The sequence below is a fragment of the Acinetobacter sp. YH12098 genome (assembly GCF_013419235.1).
Taxonomy (GTDB): Bacteria; Pseudomonadota; Gammaproteobacteria; order Pseudomonadales; family Moraxellaceae; genus Acinetobacter; species Acinetobacter amyesii.
Map to the genome: position 1 here is coordinate 1 of NZ_VPAO01000017.1, position 16,706 is coordinate 16,706.

15 protein-coding genes and 1 pseudogene are annotated in these 16,706 nt (G+C 35.2%); 9 read left to right on the forward strand and 7 right to left on the reverse strand.

Going from position 1 to position 16,706, the window contains the following annotated elements; genetic code table 11:
- Positions 1-156: 156 nt before the first annotated feature.
- The 3 genes and pseudogenes from FTU38_RS07030 to FTU38_RS07040 all read left to right on the forward strand — a co-directional run bounded on the left by FTU38_RS07030 (position 157) and on the right by FTU38_RS07040 (position 2,500).
- Positions 157-450: a hypothetical protein gene (locus FTU38_RS07030; protein WP_180110866.1), complete on the forward strand. Its 294-nt coding sequence runs from the start codon at positions 157-159 to the stop codon at positions 448-450.
- Positions 451-477: 27 nt separating this feature from the next.
- Positions 478-1,426, forward strand: a pseudogene (locus tag FTU38_RS07035) (IS5 family transposase).
- 267 nt (positions 1,427-1,693) lie between these two features.
- Positions 1,694-2,500 (forward strand): polysaccharide deacetylase family protein, encoded by an 807-nt coding sequence (locus FTU38_RS07040; protein WP_180110888.1) that lies wholly within the window; start codon positions 1,694-1,696, stop codon positions 2,498-2,500.
- Here the strand turns inward: FTU38_RS07040 and FTU38_RS07045 are convergent.
- Together FTU38_RS07045 and FTU38_RS07050 are read right to left on the reverse strand one after the other, a co-directional pair.
- Positions 2,497-3,435: a glycosyltransferase family 2 protein gene (locus FTU38_RS07045; protein ID WP_180004589.1), complete on the reverse strand. Its 939-nt coding sequence runs from the start codon at positions 3,433-3,435 to the stop codon at positions 2,497-2,499. The two genes, FTU38_RS07040 and FTU38_RS07045, sit on opposite strands and share 4 nt — an antisense overlap.
- Position 3,436: 1 nt before the next feature.
- Complete coding sequence (locus FTU38_RS07050; RefSeq protein WP_180004588.1) at positions 3,437-4,405, reverse strand: ELM1/GtrOC1 family putative glycosyltransferase; 969 nt, start codon at positions 4,403-4,405, stop codon at positions 3,437-3,439.
- A gap of 181 nt (positions 4,406-4,586) precedes the next feature.
- Here FTU38_RS07050 and FTU38_RS07055 point away from each other — a divergent pair, with 181 nt between their 5' ends.
- From FTU38_RS07055 to FTU38_RS07080, 6 genes are read left to right on the forward strand one after another with little or no spacing between them, the layout of a single operon-like run.
- Complete coding sequence (locus FTU38_RS07055; RefSeq protein WP_180004587.1) at positions 4,587-5,651, forward strand: glycosyltransferase family 4 protein; 1,065 nt, start codon at positions 4,587-4,589, stop codon at positions 5,649-5,651.
- 30 nt (positions 5,652-5,681) lie between these two features.
- Positions 5,682-6,740 carry a dTDP-glucose 4,6-dehydratase gene (gene rfbB / locus FTU38_RS07060; protein ID WP_180060537.1) on the forward strand — a complete coding sequence of 353 codons (1,059 nt, stop codon included), beginning with the start codon at positions 5,682-5,684 and terminating at the stop codon, positions 6,738-6,740.
- Positions 6,740-7,621 (forward strand): glucose-1-phosphate thymidylyltransferase RfbA, encoded by an 882-nt coding sequence (rfbA, locus tag FTU38_RS07065; RefSeq protein WP_180004585.1) that lies wholly within the window; start codon positions 6,740-6,742, stop codon positions 7,619-7,621. Before rfbB ends, rfbA begins: the two co-directional genes overlap by 1 nt.
- Positions 7,618-8,718, forward strand: coding sequence for a DegT/DnrJ/EryC1/StrS aminotransferase family protein (locus FTU38_RS07070; RefSeq protein ID WP_180066668.1), 1,101 nt, complete (start codon positions 7,618-7,620; stop codon positions 8,716-8,718). Before rfbA ends, FTU38_RS07070 begins: the two co-directional genes overlap by 4 nt.
- 1 nt (position 8,719) lies before the next feature.
- The gene (locus FTU38_RS07075) at positions 8,720-9,289 is read left to right on the forward strand and encodes an acyltransferase (protein ID WP_180004583.1); all 570 of its coding nucleotides are present in this window, start codon (positions 8,720-8,722) and stop codon (positions 9,287-9,289) included.
- Position 9,290: 1 nt separating this feature from the next.
- On the forward strand, positions 9,291-10,205 hold the full coding sequence (locus FTU38_RS07080; RefSeq protein WP_180004582.1) for a glycosyltransferase family 2 protein: 915 nt from the start codon (positions 9,291-9,293) through the stop codon (positions 10,203-10,205).
- A gap of 575 nt (positions 10,206-10,780) precedes the next feature.
- Here FTU38_RS07080 and FTU38_RS07085 read toward each other — a convergent pair.
- The 5 genes from FTU38_RS07085 to aspS form a co-directional block, all read right to left on the reverse strand.
- Positions 10,781-12,067, reverse strand: coding sequence for a glycosyltransferase family 4 protein (locus FTU38_RS07085; RefSeq protein ID WP_104852497.1), 1,287 nt, complete (start codon positions 12,065-12,067; stop codon positions 10,781-10,783).
- A gap of 183 nt (positions 12,068-12,250) precedes the next feature.
- The gene (locus tag FTU38_RS07090) at positions 12,251-13,360 is read right to left on the reverse strand and encodes a glycosyltransferase (RefSeq protein WP_180004581.1); all 1,110 of its coding nucleotides are present in this window, start codon (positions 13,358-13,360) and stop codon (positions 12,251-12,253) included.
- 22 nt (positions 13,361-13,382) lie between these two features.
- Positions 13,383-13,601: a hypothetical protein gene (locus FTU38_RS07095; RefSeq protein ID WP_180004580.1), complete on the reverse strand. Its 219-nt coding sequence runs from the start codon at positions 13,599-13,601 to the stop codon at positions 13,383-13,385.
- 131 nt (positions 13,602-13,732) lie between these two features.
- A complete protein-coding gene (locus FTU38_RS07100; protein ID WP_180004579.1) occupies positions 13,733-14,599 on the reverse strand; it encodes a lysophospholipid acyltransferase family protein in 867 nt (288 codons plus the stop codon).
- A gap of 315 nt (positions 14,600-14,914) precedes the next feature.
- Positions 14,915-16,699 carry an aspartate--tRNA ligase gene (aspS, locus tag FTU38_RS07105; protein ID WP_180004578.1) on the reverse strand — a complete coding sequence of 595 codons (1,785 nt, stop codon included), beginning with the start codon at positions 16,697-16,699 and terminating at the stop codon, positions 14,915-14,917.
- Between the last annotated feature and the right edge of the window lie 7 nt (positions 16,700-16,706).

Genomic DNA, 16,706 nt, shown 5'->3' on the forward strand with positions numbered 1-16,706 from the left:
GAGGATCAGAAAGCTTGTTTGAATCGATGTATTTCATCCGCAGATTATGCACGAATGCTAAGAAATCCGGAGTGCAAATATTAACCAAAAAGAAGATCGTTTTTTGATTTATGAAAGAGATCTATTAGTCAATTTTTTTATGAATTTGCCGATATTATGGGAGGATTGTCTGGTGGAATAAAAATTTTCCTTATTCCGCTGTGTCTATATTTACTGCTGATTGTTTTAAATACTATTTATATTTTGAAATATGTAAACAATAAAGAAGCAGGATATAAAAAATACCTCTTTTTTATGGTTGCCGTATTAGGTTTAATGGGACTTATGATTCCAGCCTTAAAGGGAAAAGTCTTTGAAAATAATCTACATTACCCAGTTGTGAGAAATACCATTAATTGTATTTCCAGCTTTTTAATTGGAAGCGGCTTTGTTGCACAAACCTATCTGTAAAGGCTTTTTCAGCGATATAATTTTCAAATGAAGAAGCCTACACACAAAATCTATCGCACAACCAATTGGCCCGCATATAACCGAGCACTCATGAGTCGCGGAAATATTGCCATTTGGTTTGATCCTGCTACGCAATGGTATGCTCCATCAAAAGGCAAACAAGGGCGAAATCAAACCTACTCCGACGCAGCTATCCAATGCTGCTTAATGATTAAATCCTTATTCCGTCTATCTTTAGGTATGGTCACTGGCTTTGTGCAAAGTCTGATTAAACTTTGTGGATTAAATTGGACCGCACCAGATTACAGTACGCTTTGTAGAAGACAAAAGCATATTGATATTGCAATCAGCTACCAAAAAAGTAGCGATGGGCTGCATCTACTCATAGACTCTACAGGCATGAGGTTTCTAGGTGAGGGCGAATGGAAACGCAAGAAACATGGACCTGAATATCGTCGCCAATGGCGTAAACTTCATATTGGTATAGATGCTGAAACCCTTCAAATACGCGCCATTCAACTCACTACAAATAATGTGAGTGATTCACAAGTGCTTGGTGATTTACTCGATCAGATTCCACAAGATGAGCAGATTGACTCTGTTTATACCGATGGAGCTTATGACACCAAGCAATGCCGTCAGGTCATTGCAGATCGGCAAGCGCATGCGGTGATTCCACCTAGAAAAAAATGCGAAACCATGGAAAGATACAAAGATCAGCTCGCTAGCGCGAAATGAATTACTTCGAACGGTTAATCTTGCGAAGCAGTGCTTCTCAGGCAGGACATTATGGAAAAAATGGTCCGGCTATCATTGCCGAAGTTTGGCCGAAACTAAGATGCATTGCATCAAATTATTGGGGGATAAACTCAGTGCAAGAAAATTTGATAGCCAAGTCAATGAAATTCATGCACGTGTAGCAGTCCTCAACAGATTTACGGAATTAGGTCGACCACTTACCCAAGTTACGCCTTAAATTTGGCTCAATTAGGGGGGGCTTTGTATTTCAAATCTTTGTGCAACAAAGCCGAAGTAAACGCTAAAGAAGCCAAAGCCTTATGTTCACAATAAGGCAGCACTCAATTTAAAAGGGACTTAAAAACTGATTTCTATTCAATATAGAATTCAGTTTTTTAATGGAATTTTAAATACACAATACGGCTCGCTCAATTTGAGAACTTTTCTTTTCTTATGAAGAGGACTGTGGCACTATTTGGAAAGGAACTTTGGTTTGGTCCATATTGTGATTTATATTTGTATTTTTACACTCATGATTTTACTCGCGTGGAGTTATAAATATGCTTGGTGGAAGCCCGCTGTAGATTGGAAAAGACCGCGTATTTTAATGTATCACATGGTGTCTGAGCATATCGATGGTGCAAAATTTAATAAGTTGCGGGTTAAACCTGAAGAGTTTGAGAAGCAAGTGGCTTGGATGAAAGCTGAGGGTTTTCATTTTGTCACAATGCATGAGTTGCAACAAAATTGGGGGCAGCATCCTAAAAAAACGGTAGCAATTACCTTTGATGACGGCTATTTTGATAACTTGGAAAATGCTTATCCAATTTTAGAAAAATACCAAGCCAAGGCGACGATTTATGTAGTGGTTGATCGCCATAACCGTGATTGGTCAACCTATAAAAAAGCCCATCACAATAGCGGTGAGTTAGCCCGAGAACCTAAACTGAATGATGAGCAAGTTCAGTATCTGGCACATAGTGGTCTTGTTGAAATTGGTTCGCATACTTTGACACATGCCAATTTGGATAAATTGGATGATGCAGCATGCTTGTTTGAACTTAGAGAATCGAAAAAACAATTAGAGCAATTAATTGGTATGTCTGTGAGTAGTTTTGCCTATCCTTTCGGTATTTATTCTGAGCGCGATGTGTGTTTAGCAGAGCAGGCAGGTTATAGCAATGCTGTGACCACCAAAGAGGGTATTGATGGCCTAAGTCCCGACTTTATGCAATTACAACGGATTAAAGTGAGTGGTAAGGACTCAATGTTTGCGGTGAAGTTGCGGATGAAATTAGGGAAAAGAGCTTAATTGCTCTCCCTGTTATTAATTTTCCTTACATGATTTAATTGATTGAAATAGCTAGTGAGTTTCATGTGGTGTTTGTCCCACGTTTGAATTGGATCAATGCGCGCAGCTAAATAAATAAGAAAGTCTGTAAAATTTTTCTGTGGTGTATGGCGTATACTTTTCCAATAGGTTGAAATCGCTTTTTTGATCAGTAGTTTTTTATTTTGTTCAGTAATATCTGGGTAATCTTGGATAAAATCATCAATTGTGAAGAACATATCATGGTGTTGTTGCTCTAGATGGCGAGATAGACGGTTTTCTCCACGGATAGATTTTGTTTCGGCTTCATCTAAAATAACAAAAACACTATGTAAGCCACTAGAAATTATTTTTTTTGAATATTTAGCTAAGTTTAAAGCTAGTGATTCATCTTGAATAAATATATTTTCATTGCAACCTTTAGATTTTTTAAATAAGTCACGTGTACACATAACGCACATCTGCATAATATTATTTTCAAGTACGTAATTTAAAGGTGTGGTGCTAAATTGCCATGTTGCAAGAGTATGCTTCTGAATTTCATTCAGATCGTGAATTTTTACTTTTTCTGCATAACATAAATCGGCATTTTGCTTTTGCATTTCTTCTAAAAACATATTGAGACGATTAGGTGCTAAAACATCATCAGCATCCATAAAAAATAGATAATCACCTGTTGCAGAAAATGCACCTTGATTTAAACGAACAGCTGGGCCTTTATTATCTGTATTTTGAATGATTTTAATTTTAGGGTAAGTATCTAGTAGATATTTACTGTTTTTGCACCATTCTGGGTCTGTAGAACAGTCATCTACCACAATAATTTCGTGTAAATTTTCATTTTGAGGTTGTAGTGATTCAATGGTTCTATTGAGTAATAGGCCTTTATTGTAATGAGTGAGGATGACTGAAATCATTTTAATATCCTAAATTACGTTTAAAAGCTTGGGTAATTGGGGTTGATGAGTTTAAATCTTGGGTATTTCTAATACTTGGATACTGAAAGATTTCTTCAAGCTTTTGTCGCTGCATGAGTTGAGCTTCAATATATTTCTTATTTAAAGGTTCTAAAATAGACTTGGGGCTATATATGGAACTGACAAAACGTCCACTTTGGATAGTTTCAGCAAGCATAGAAGTGCTATCTTCTGTGACAAAAATATAAGTGGCTTGTTGAATAAGCTGAATGAGAGACAAAGCTTTTTCAGTATGGATAAAATGTAATTGGATATTTTTAGGAATATCGGTTTTATTCAAAAATGTACTTAGATTTGGTGTGCGGCGTGAGTTGGTAATTAAGCCTTTAAGTTGATTGTTTCTACAAAATAGAATGAAGTTATTAATGATTTTTTCAAAATCTGTATAAGTAAAAGGGTGTTCATCTGTAGCCCCACCTAAAACGAGTAAAGCTGTTGTTTGATCGAGTTGATCATGTTGCATGTTAAAAAACTCTTTTTTAACAGGTGGTGTTGTTAGTACAACTTGATCTGACAGCGTGTTTTGTGGGAGTGCAGTAATTGTGCAGCTGACTAGTTTGCTGTTTACCTTACGTAAGTCACCTGCATAAAATAGAGGAACTTTTAAACTACGGCTTACAAAAATGCCATAGATTAGGTTGGGCATTCCAGAGCAAATAATGCAGTTAATATCATGATTTAAAATAAAATTTTTAAAAAATAAAGCAGCAAATAAGTCGAATAAACGCGGATACCAACTAATTTTTTTTAAGAGGCTGATTTGCCACTTTTTTAAGGTGGGTGTAACTATTTTATATAAAGTTGTTGAATAAGCGGTTTCTAGATTGTCGTAAACTCCTAAGCTAGGGTTTAAATGCCCAGCACGTTGGTCATGAATAATAAGAACAGCAAGGCTAGGTTTGCTTTTCATAAGATTTGAAAGTTTGACATATCAACTTTGTATAGTAGCAAAAATCTATTCTGTTGTCAGAGCAACCTTGAAGTAAGGCAAGATTCAGAGTGTTATTTTAAATTAGGTGGTGGCCTATTTAGGTTAATAATAATAAAATGTTTTCTAATCAGTAGTTAGCGCAATTTGAAAAAGGCTTTTCTTGAAAAAATTAAAAATAGTTCACACAGTTTATGGGGATGCTTCAGGTGGGCGTTGGCAAGCAATGCTGAACACTTTTGATGCATTAGAAAGCAAGGGGCATGAAGGTTTTTTGGTATATGGTGATGAAAATAAAAAGTTAAAATCTGAGAGTTATCCAAAGTTTGTACTCAATAGTTCAGGGTTTTATGATCTGATTGCAGCAGTAAAACTCGCTTTATGGTTACGCTCTTATCGGCCTGATGTTGTGATTGCTCATAGTGGACGTGCTGTTTACTTATTTAAAAATGCGATGTTTTTTTCACAAATCAAATGCCCTGTTATTGCGATGAATCATAGTCATAATGTGAAAAGGACATTACGCGCAGATGGATTTATTCATATTACTCCTTATGTAGCTCAGTGTGTTGCTGATGCTGCAAAAAAGAAGGGTGTGGATTTGAGAAAAAAACCACAAGCGGTTATTCCAAATTTAATACATTTGCCAGATGATGAACCTTCTTTTGCTAAAAAACTTGGGGAACCTGTGGTCTTAGGGATTATGACGCGCTTGGTTGAATATAAGGGTACACACATAGCAATTTCTGCGGTGGAGCAATTAAAGCAAAAAGGATACAGGGTCAAGTTGTTGATTGCAGGGGATGGTGAACAGAAAGAGTTTTTATTTCAGCAAGTTAAAGATTTGAATTTGGAGGGTGAAGTAGAGTTTTTAGGCTGGATTAGTGGGGAACAAAAAAGAAAGTTTTATAAAGATATTGATATTGCACTCGTTCCTACAATGAATGATACCCAACCCTTGGCTATATTAGATTCTTTTGCTTGGGGGAAACCTGTTGTTGCGAGTGATCATATTAGTGTCCAACAAATTATTCGGCAAGGTGAAAATGGTTTAATGGCAAAATGCGGAGATATTCAAGATTTGGTTAATAATCTAATTATTCTGATTGAATCCCCTGAGCAAATTAGTAGAATGGCACAGGTTGGACACCAAGATGCTGAAAATGAATATCAATTTTGCAAAGTTGCGGATAAGCTGATCGATTTTCTTGATTCTGCATATATTTAATAATGTCATTATGGTTTATTTGGGTTGGTTATGAAAATTTTAGTTACAGGCGGTGCAGGATTTATTGGTTCAGCTGTCATCCGCCATATTATTCAAAATACCAACAACCACGTTCTAAATATCGATAAGTTGACTTATGCAGGTAATTTAGAATCGTTAAAAGAAATCGATCAATATCCGAACTATGAGTTCAAACAAATCGATATTTGTGATACAGAACAAATTACAGCTGCAATAGATGCATTTCAACCTAATGCAATTATGCATTTGGCTGCAGAGTCGCATGTAGACCGCTCAATTGATGGCCCAGCAGCATTTATTCAAACCAATATTGTGGGAACTTATACTTTATTAGAAGCCGCTCGAAAATATTGGATGGGGCTTGACGCTGAAGCTCAACAAAACTTTCGCTTTCATCATATTTCAACTGATGAGGTTTATGGTGACTTAGAAGGCACGACAGATTTGTTTACAGAAACAACTTCATACGCACCAAGCTCTCCATATTCTGCCTCTAAAGCCAGTTCGGATCATCTGGTACGTGCTTGGTACAGAACTTATGGTTTACCTGTCATTGTGACCAATTGCTCAAATAATTATGGGCCTTACCATTTTCCAGAAAAATTAATTCCATTGGTGATCTTAAATGCACTGGATGCTAAACCTTTGCCTGTATATGGTAATGGTCAACAAATTCGGGATTGGTTGTTTGTAGAAGATCATGCACGCGCTTTATATAAAGTGGTGACTGAGGGTGTAGTGGGTGAAACCTATAATATTGGTGGTCATAATGAAAAACAGAATATAGAAGTGGTCAAAACTATTTGTAAGATTTTGGATGAGTTAAAACCACAGGCAAATGGTCAAGCGTATGAATCACTGATTACATTTGTAAAAGACCGCCCTGGGCATGATTTACGTTATGCAATTGATGCCACAAAAATTCAAAATGAATTGGGCTGGTCACCAACGGAAACATTTGAAACTGGAATCAGTAAAACGGTGCAATGGTATTTAAATAATTTGGACTGGTGTCATCGAGTGCAAGATGGCAGTTACCAACGCGAAAGATTAGGTGTAAATTCATAATGTCAAATACAACAAAAGGTATTATTTTAGCGGGCGGTTCAGGTACACGTTTATATCCAATTACCAAAGGGGTATCTAAGCAGTTATTGCCTATTTATGATAAACCCATGGTGTATTACCCGCTTTCGGTGCTGATGCTTGCGGGTATTCGTGACGTACTCATTATTAGTACCCCTGAAGATATTGATGGTTTTAAGCGTTTATTGGGTGATGGTGCTCAATTTGGTATTCAGCTTGAATATGCCGTCCAACCTAGTCCAGATGGTTTAGCACAAGCCTTTATTATTGGTGAAAGCTTTATTGGAAATAGTAATGTTTGTTTAGTGCTTGGCGACAACATTTTTTATGGTCAAGGTTTTACCCCAATGCTACGTCAAGCCGTTGCACGTCAAAAAGGTGCAACGGTATTTGGCTATCAGGTGAAAGACCCTGAGCGTTTTGGTGTGGTTGAATTTGATGAGCAGAAACGAGCAATTTCTTTAGAAGAAAAACCTAAACAACCTAAATCCCACTTTGCGGTCACAGGTCTATATTTTTATGACAATGATGTGATTCAAATTGCGAAACAAGTGAAGCCTTCTGAACGTGGAGAATTAGAAATTACCACAGTTAATCAGATGTATTTAGAGCGCGGTGATCTAAATGTGGAATTGCTCGGACGTGGTTTTGCATGGTTAGATACAGGTACACATTCAAGTTTACTGGAGGCAGCACAGTTTGTAGAAACCATTGAAAAACGTCAGGGTTATAAAGTGGCGTGTTTGGAAGAAATTGCCTTGAATAATGGTTGGCTGAGCAAAGAACAAGTTTTAGAAATTGGTCAAAGCATGAGTAAAAATGATTATGGGCAATATCTAATTTCTTTGGTGAATGAGATATGAGTCAAGAGTCAATTTATGTCACTCAACCTGTTTTACCTGAGCTTGCAGAATTTATTCCTTATTTAGAACAAATTTGGAAAAATAAAATTTTAACCAACTGTGGACCATTACATCAGCAGTTGGAAAAAGAGCTTTGTGAGTATTTGGGCGTTGATTATATTTCATTATTTAATAATGGAACGATTGCATTGGTAACAGCGCTACAGGCACTTGGATTTGAACAAGGTGAGGTGATTACGACACCATATACTTTTGTTGCTACAGCTCATTCGATAGTTTGGAATAAACTCACTCCAGTCTTTGTTGATATTGATCCGCAAACATCTAATATTGACCCAGTAAAAGTTGAGCAAGCCATAACTGATAAGACGGTCGCGATTTTACCAGTACATTGTTATGGCATCCCTTGTGATGTGGAAGTACTACAAAATATTGCTACTAAGCATAATTTAAAATTAATCTATGATGCGGCACATGCCTTTGGTGTAAAACATCATGGAAAAAGCTTACTCAATTATGGTGATTTAAGTGTAATGAGCTTTCATGCTACAAAAGTATTTAATACTTTTGAGGGGGGGGCTATTGTTTGCCATAGTGCTGAAATGAAGCAACGTATTGATCGTTTAAAGAATTTTGGTATTGTGAATGAGAATACAATAGATGAGATTTCTTTAAATGGTAAATTGAGTGAAGTGCATGCTGCACTAGGTTTGCTACAATTGAAATCTATTGATCGCACACTATTAGCACGTCAAAAAATAGATGACATGTATCGTCATGGACTTACAGGTATATCTGGAATTCACTGTATTAAACGTCCAAGTTTAGAAAAAGATAATTACTCTTATTTCCCAATCGTTATTTCTAAGCCGTATCCGCTTAGACGTGATGAATTGTTTGAAAAACTAAAGCTTAATGGGATTTTTGCAAGAAAATATTTTTATCCGATAATGACTGATTTGGCTATTTATAAGGAGTATCAATCAGACACCCCTGAAGCGAAACTCTTATCAGGGGGAGTGCTTTGCTTGCCGCTATATCCAAATCTTAGCCTAGATTCAGTACAGAAAATTATTGATTTAATTAAGGACAATTAAGATGGCTTTTTTAACAGAAGAGCAAATTAAAGCCATGGGCTTTCATCACGTAGGTGAAAATTGCTTACTTTCGGATAAGGCATCTTATTATAATTGTAATAACATAATAATTGGTAATAATGTAAGAATTGATGACTTTTGTGTACTATCAGCTGGTATAGGTGGAATTGAGATAGGAAGCCATATTCATATTGCAGTATATAGCTCACTCATAGGAGCAGGTAAAATAGTGTTAAAGGATTTCTGTAATATTTCATCAAAAGTAGCTATTTATAGTAGTAATGATGATTACAGTGGTCAGTTTATGACGAATCCTACAGTGCCTAGTAAATATACAAATGTGACAAGTTCAGATGTTATAATCGGAAAGCATGTAATTGTTGGATCTGGATGTGTGATTTTGCCTGGTGTTACTTTAGAAACAGGTGTTGCTGTTGGTGCATTAAGTTTAGTAAATAAAAATTGTAAAGAGTTTGGTGTTTATATGGGTACACCAGCAAAAAAAATTAAAGATAGAAAAAGAGATTTACTTATGCTGGAAATAGAACTAAAAAAAGAGAGATCGATTTAGTATGAATATATTGGTTTCAGTCTGTATTGTTACCTATAATCAAGAAAAATTTCTAGAGCAGACTTTACAAAGTATTCTAAATCAAAATACAAATTTTCAGTATGAAGTGATTGTTGGGGATGATTGCTCTACTGATTCAACTAGAAAAATAATAGAAGGATTTTTAATAAAATATCCTAATATTGTTGTTCCTATATTTCATAAAGTAAATATAGGCCCAATAGAAAATATTAAATCTGTATATAAAAAGGCTAAAGGCAAATATATATATCACCTTGATGGAGATGATTTAGCTCTACCAGGTAAATTGCAACGTCAATTTGATGTTATGGAATCCAACCCAGATAGTGTTATCTGTACTCATGATATGCGGTATATAGATGCCAAAGGAAATAAGGTGCGAGAATGGACTCATCAAAAAGGCAAATTTAATTTAGATTATTTATATCTAAATTTACCTTTTTTTGCACATTCATCAAAAATGTTTCGCAATGATTTTATATTTGATTATTTTGATAGTTTGCATCCTAAAGCATTAGATATTGAAATTCATATTGAGCAGGCTAGAAAAGGGTTTATTTATCACTTGGATGAAGAGTTGGGTGCATATCGTGTAGATGTTGGGATTAGTAATATTGGTAAAAAAATAAACCCAATTTTGCCTCTGGGTATAATGAGGGCATATGATAAAAAGCTCTCTGAAGAGTTGAGTTGTGAGGAGAGAAAAAGGTTGAATGCAGTGTATGCGAAATATACTTTTCGTTATGCAAGATATTTTTATAAAACTGGAAGTGATTATAATATTTATTGTTTGTTGATTAAGAAATCAGTCTCGCTAAAAATATTTACTATGCGTCAAATATTTTTTTACTTACTTGTTTTTTTACCAAAAATTATTATTTGGAAATTACGGTGATTTTTAAACTATTTGTGTATTGATTCAGTGTTATTGATGATAACTAGGATGTCTAAAGTATAAGGTAAACTTTATGAGGTTTATAGCTTTAAATTTTTATTGTTTAAAATGAAGTTTATGTTATAGATGACTGTTGTTAGTTAGTGTATGCTGAATTTTTATAAAGGCAACTGTGATTTTAAAATTTTACTTTAGTTTATTAATCCGTGAAGAACTCAGCTAAATGACTTCAAACGGAAACTATATTATCAGCTAAATATCTGATTGTATATAAAAACTAGGTCATATGATTATTGATAGATTTCGTATTTGATTTCTTTGGTTTGTTGGATTTAATCCTTTTTTACACTTAATGCTCAGGAATCATAGTTTTTATCTGTTTCATCTAAATCCAATTGCTTGTCTAAAATATGAGTAACTTTACTATCATGAGCTGCTTTATCTGAAATAATAAATTCGATTAAATTAGACTAGAATTGTTCATTCAGCATTGTAGGAAGCACCGATGGTAGTGATTTTGATTTAATAATTGAGTTTACTATTTTTATACACCAAAATACCAACAGGCATTAGTTTTATATGTGCTTTTTAAAGATATTTAGAATTGAATGTAATTTCCATTGAATATTTAGTTTAAAAATTTTAAAAAATATATTTTTTAATGGTTCTTCAGTGTACGCTAATTTGTGTAATAAGTTAACTCGTGGATCCATTTGCGTTTCTAAGCTGTACAGTTCTTTGACGCGGTGTGCGCCATTTTTTCCTATTTCTTTTAGGGCAGCGGGGTGGTTATAATAAAAAATAATTTTATCAATAATATCATTGGTGTCATATTTAATTAATACAATATCTTTCTCGTTAGTAAAATAGTTTTCTGCGGAGTTAAATTCATCGTGAGCAAAGATAGCACTACCGCGTAAAGCAGCTTCAATACAACTAGCAGTGGGGAAGCCATCAAATGATCCTGGAGAAATTTGACCACTAATATTGGGGGATAAAATTATATCAATAGTTTTGAATAAATTGTCAAAATCTTCTGGATCTAATGAACCATGAAATTTGATATGGTCACCTAATGTATCAACATTAATAATTTTAGAATCAAAAGACCCTATAACATGAAAGTAGATATTCTTATATCGTTGATGCAGTATAGTGGCAACATCTATAAAAATATCATATCCTTTATCTTTTCCATACGGAGTATATCTGTGCGCCATAAAACAGATATCCATGCGATTCTTATCAAATCCCCAATAATGTTTTTTAGTAAATAAATCTGTTTTGGATATCTCAGGCATTACAACTCCAAAGATCATTTGAATTTTTTCTTTAGAACACATTCCTTTATTTAAAATATAATCATAAGTTACTTGCTGGGTTACTATTACTTTTTTAAAACAAGGGGAACTAAAGATTCGTTTGAGCTTATGGTCACATATAGGATCGTTTAGTAAAAATCCTCCACCTGGATAAAGAGTAAATACAAATGGAGCTTTAGCGGACTCAATTTTAGGTAAAATTGCGAATGTGTTATTTAAAAAAGTGAGATAGACCAGATCAGTGCTCTTAATATGTATTTTTTTGCTTTCAAGTATTACTTTATGACTAAGATTTGGAAATTTTTCCTTATATTCTTGTACAATAATAGCTGCTGATTTTTTATCAAGTGACTCAATATTTTTTCCAGAAGTTATTATTACAGATTTTTTAAATTCCTGTAAGTATGTGGTGAACTCTATATATCTAAATCCACTTTTAGGAGAGGGGAATGTATCGTCAATGATTAATAGATTGAATTTGTCTGATTTTGAAATTTGAGTATTACTATTTAATTTTTTTTCATTGGAATTAATAAGCATAAAAGTGTACTCTTTTAAATTTAATAACTAATCATATATATTTATTTTTAATTTGTCATATATTTTGATCTAATTTTTTAATAGAATTTAATGTTTGGTTGTGTTGTTTTGGCACTATTGAATCAGAATTAAAGTTAGCTATCTGAAATTAATAGACACATTAATCTTAACTTTAAATGAAGGTCATTTATTTTCTTTGGAAACTAAATTTAAAATTTGTATTTCCATATTCTGTATGCATACTTTTTCTATACATTCATTATTATATATATAAGGGTCTGCTACACATTTTTCCAATGCATCACTTAAAGCTTGAATATTTTGTTTAGGAACTAATCCAAATTTTGCAGTATCAAGAGTAAATAAATCTGTAATACCAGCTGAAGAGTCATAACTAATAACAGGAATACCAAGAGCAATTGCTTCGGCTAATGTTACTGGACTACCTTCGTATAAAGAGCACATAACAAGACTCTTGCTTTGTAACATTAGTTGATGTGGTTCATCTACCCATCCAAGAAAATCTATTCTATCGGAAATATTAAGTTGTTTTGCTAGGTCTTTGAGTTTCTGGCATTCAGGCCCATCTCCAACAATGGCCATTCTTCCCGTGAGATTACTCATAGCAAATGCTTTAATGGCATGGTCTACTTGCTTAATTTGAACTAAGCGCCCAACAAAAATTACATCCCATTTCTTTTTAGTAAATTTAGATCGACCTATAAGATCATTAGGTAATTCTACACCATTTGCAATAGTGATAGTTGAATTTGGTTGTGTATGAATCTTTGCTTTATATTCTAAGTCACGGTTTACTGTAATTAGGTTTTTATTCTTAAATAATTTAGAAAACTTTCTTTTATTTCTAAAAAAACGAAAATACTCTTTGATTTGTTTTAAAGGATTGTTAAATCTTCTAATCTCTAAAAGATCTCCATGAATCCAATACCAGATGTTTTCTTTTTGGGTTAAGTATTTGCCTAGGTAATATCCATTATGAAAACCAATAATTATTAAATCAAAATTTCTCTTATTTATTAATGATGAAAAATTTTGCAGCTCTTTTGTCGAAAGTTCTTTAAACTTCCAAAGCTTACCAAATGCAAATTTTGTATCAATATTTAAGTCAATATATTCGATAGATGGGTCAACTATTAGTGTATTTCTACTCGAGTTTAAAACAGCAAGAGTTACTAAATGCTTGCTTTTTGCTAGAGTATGCGCAAGCGCGAGAGTAATTTTTTCAGCACCACCTTTACCTAAATCATCTACTATAAATAAAATTTTTTTCATATCATGTGCTTACTTTTATTTATTAGTTTTTATCCGCATTACCTTTCAACACCATATAAATCAAACCGACAAAGATTAATAATGCACCTGCAAGGCTGCTGACACAGAATAAAACGATTCGGTTATAGGTGGTTAAGTTGAATAATTCATTGGCTAAAATGTAGCGCATGAACAACCATTGTACGACAGAAAAAACAATCAACACGATTGCACGACGACGGACTTCAGGACGCATAGCCATAGGAGAATCACTTAAAGTGGAAATTGAGGCTATTATGCCACTGTCGATAATCGATCTCAATTGAATAAGGTGAATCTATGCAATCTTGCTCAACAATGAGATGTAAGGTTTTGACGGTAGTGCCAATAATTTTATTGACGATAGACGTTGATGTTCCCTAAACAATGTCTAAAGCGCTTATAAGACCAGATATATTGTTCAGGTGCTTGATTGATTATATCTTGCATCGCAATATTGAGTGTATCTACAGAGAGCTGTAAATCTCTAGACAAAATGTCATCTGAGAGATTTGTGCAATGTAAATCAAAACTAGATAGATCATCGTTGCGGATACAGCTCAAACCAATCACATTACATTGTGTTTTTGCAGCGAGTTTCGACACCAAAGTCACAGTTAGGGTATTTTGCCCAAAAAAATGGGAATAAATGCCACCAGAAGGCTTAGGTAAATGGTCTGGTAAAATGACTGTTAGGCCACCTTGTTTCAAATGTTTAAAAATGGCACGGATCCCTGTTTCATCTGTAGGAACGAGTGTTGCGTTAAACTTTTCTCGTGCTTCTAACAGATAACGATTGATCCCTTTATTTTTATTCGGTTTATACATAATCATCGGTTCTGTATACAGGTTCAGCCATGCATTGAGTAATTCCCAGCAGCCAAAATGCGGAATCACAACGATCACACCTTTTTTATTCGCAAGTGCTTCCGTGAGGATATTTTCACCATAAATGTTTTTCAATAAGCTCAGGCTATAACTTGGCGGCATCCCCCAACATTTAATAAATTCAATATAGGTCAGGCATTGGCTGCGGATACTTTGATTGATGAGCTGTCTCTGCGCTGTCTCGGACAAGTCTGGGTAGGCCAGTTGAATATTGATGCTAGTGATACGTTTGATTGATGAGTTAAACAGGTCAAGAATAAACGCGATCATCAAAGCCAAGTTTTGTAACAGCCAAAGTGGCAATAGCGCGATGATTTTGAATATAAAGTACATGGATCACAAGGTCTCAAAATTGACAGCATGGAATAAAATAAATTTTGCCAAGAGACCGGACTTATTCAATGAAAAGTACAAAAAGATCTGAATCTAAAAACAAAATAATCGGAAGTGGAAAATTGAGCTGTCCATTGCTCAAAGGATGTAGTGCAACATCATAACGTACTTGAAGCGTTTTGATATTAGCAAAGTCAATCAAATCTTTAATTTATGTTTTGTAGGTTTTCTACCACTTTTTATAGGTTGAAATAAAAAAACCCTGCATAGCGCAGGGTTTTTTGAAACTTAAAATCTAAATCTTAAAATGTAAGATTATTTAGATTCTTCAGCTTTTGGTTTTTCACGTAAGCGAATACCTAAGTCACGTAATTGGTTCGCTTCAACTGGCGCAGGCGCTTGGGTTAAAGGACATTCCGCAGTCTTAGTTTTCGGGAATGCAATCACGTCACGGATAGAAGATGCACCAGTCATCAACATCACTAAACGGTCAAGACCGAATGCTAAACCACCGTGAGGAGGCGCACCGAATTTCAAGGCGTTAAGCAAGAAGCTGAATTTCTCTTCTGCTTCTTCTTCAGAAATACCAAGCGCTTCAAAGATCGCTTTTTGCATTTCTAGATTGAAGATACGTAATGAACCACCACCGATTTCAGTACCGTTCAATACCATATCGTAAGCAACAGAAAGTGCAGCACCTGGGTTGTTCTTCACTTCTTCAACGCTTGATTTTGGCAGCGTGAATGGGTGATGAACAGACGTCCATTTACCGTCATCAGTTTCTTCGAACATTGGGAAGTCAACAACCCAAAGTGGCGCCCACTCGCAAGTTGCAAGTTTCATGTCGTGACCGACTTTAATACGTAAAGCACCCATCGCATCGTTTACGATTTTCGCTTTATCTGCACCGAAGAATACGATATCGCCATTTTCAGCGCCAACACGTTTCAATAGATCAAGTACGATTGGCTCGATGAATTTAACGATTGGAGATTGAAGACCTTCAATACCTTTTTCAAGTTCGTTGACTTTGATGTAAGCCAAGCCTTTCGCGCCATAAATGCCAACGAATTTAGTGTATTCGTCAATTTGGCTACGTGGAAGCGCGCCAGCACCTGGTACGCGAAGCGCAACAATACGGCCTTTAGGATCTTTTGCAGGACCTGCGAATACTTTGAACTCAACGTCTTGCATCATGTCTGCAACATCAACAAGTTTCAAAGGAATACGTAAGTCAGGTTTATCAGATGCATAGTCACGCATTGCATCTGCATACGTCATACGTGGGAACTTGTCGAACTGAACGTTTAGAAGTTCTTTGAACATCTTAACCGTTAAACGTTCCATCAAATCCATAATGTCATCGTCACTCATGAACGATGTTTCAACGTCGATTTGTGTGAATTCAGGCTGACGGTCAGCACGTAAGTCTTCATCACGGAAACATTTAGCAATTTGGTAGTAACGATCGATACCGCCAACCATTAACAACTGTTTGAACAATTGTGGAGATTGTGGAAGTGCATAGAAGCTACCGTTAGAAACACGACTTGGTACTAAATAGTCACGCGCACCTTCAGGAGTCGCACGAGTCAAAATCGGTGTTTCCACGTCTAGGAAACCATTTTCTTCGAAGTAGTTACGAATAAGGTTTGTTAATTTAGAACGGAAACGTAAACGATCTAACATTTCTGGACGACGAATATCGAGGAAACGATATTTCAAACGTACTTCTTCAGAAATATTGGTATTTTCATCATTCAATGGGAATGGCGGAGTTTCAGACGCAGCAAGAACTTCAATTTCTTTGCCTAAAACTTCGATTTGACCACTCACGATATTCGCGTTTTCAGTACCTGCGTAACGACGACGTACACGGCCTGTAATTTTTAATACGAATTCTGAACGTGATTTATCAGCAGTCGCGAAAGCTTCAGGAGTATCAGGGTCAATCACTACTTGAACAAGGCCGTCACGGTCGCGCATGTCAAGGAAGATTACACCACCGTGGTCACGGCGACGGTGAACCCAACCGCATAATGTAACGGTTTGGTCGATTTGGGCTTCAGTAAGTGAGCCGCAGTAATGAGTTCGCATCATAGCGTTA

Excerpts from the sequence above, each read along its gene's own strand:
- FTU38_RS07030 (WP_180110866.1), top strand. The coding sequence starts at position 157 with ATGGGAGGATTGTCTGGTGGAATAAAAATTTTCCTTATTCCGCTGTGT.
- FTU38_RS07045 (WP_180004589.1), bottom strand. The coding sequence starts at position 3,435 with ATGATTTCAGTCATCCTCACTCATTACAATAAAGGCCTATTACTCAAT.
- FTU38_RS07050 (WP_180004588.1), bottom strand. The coding sequence starts at position 4,405 with ATGAAAAGCAAACCTAGCCTTGCTGTTCTTATTATTCATGACCAACGT.
- rfbB (WP_180060537.1), top strand. The coding sequence starts at position 5,682 with ATGAAAATTTTAGTTACAGGCGGTGCAGGATTTATTGGTTCAGCTGTC.
- rfbA (WP_180004585.1), top strand. The coding sequence starts at position 6,740 with ATGTCAAATACAACAAAAGGTATTATTTTAGCGGGCGGTTCAGGTACA.
- FTU38_RS07070 (WP_180066668.1), top strand. The coding sequence starts at position 7,618 with ATGAGTCAAGAGTCAATTTATGTCACTCAACCTGTTTTACCTGAGCTT.
- FTU38_RS07075 (WP_180004583.1), top strand. The coding sequence starts at position 8,720 with ATGGCTTTTTTAACAGAAGAGCAAATTAAAGCCATGGGCTTTCATCAC.
- FTU38_RS07080 (WP_180004582.1), top strand. The coding sequence starts at position 9,291 with ATGAATATATTGGTTTCAGTCTGTATTGTTACCTATAATCAAGAAAAA.
- FTU38_RS07085 (WP_104852497.1), bottom strand. The coding sequence starts at position 12,067 with ATGCTTATTAATTCCAATGAAAAAAAATTAAATAGTAATACTCAAATT.
- FTU38_RS07090 (WP_180004581.1), bottom strand. The coding sequence starts at position 13,360 with ATGAAAAAAATTTTATTTATAGTAGATGATTTAGGTAAAGGTGGTGCT.
- FTU38_RS07095 (WP_180004580.1), bottom strand. The coding sequence starts at position 13,601 with ATGGCTATGCGTCCTGAAGTCCGTCGTCGTGCAATCGTGTTGATTGTT.
- FTU38_RS07100 (WP_180004579.1), bottom strand. The coding sequence starts at position 14,599 with ATGTACTTTATATTCAAAATCATCGCGCTATTGCCACTTTGGCTGTTA.
- aspS (WP_180004578.1), bottom strand. The coding sequence starts at position 16,699 with ATGATGCGAACTCATTACTGCGGCTCACTTACTGAAGCCCAAATCGAC.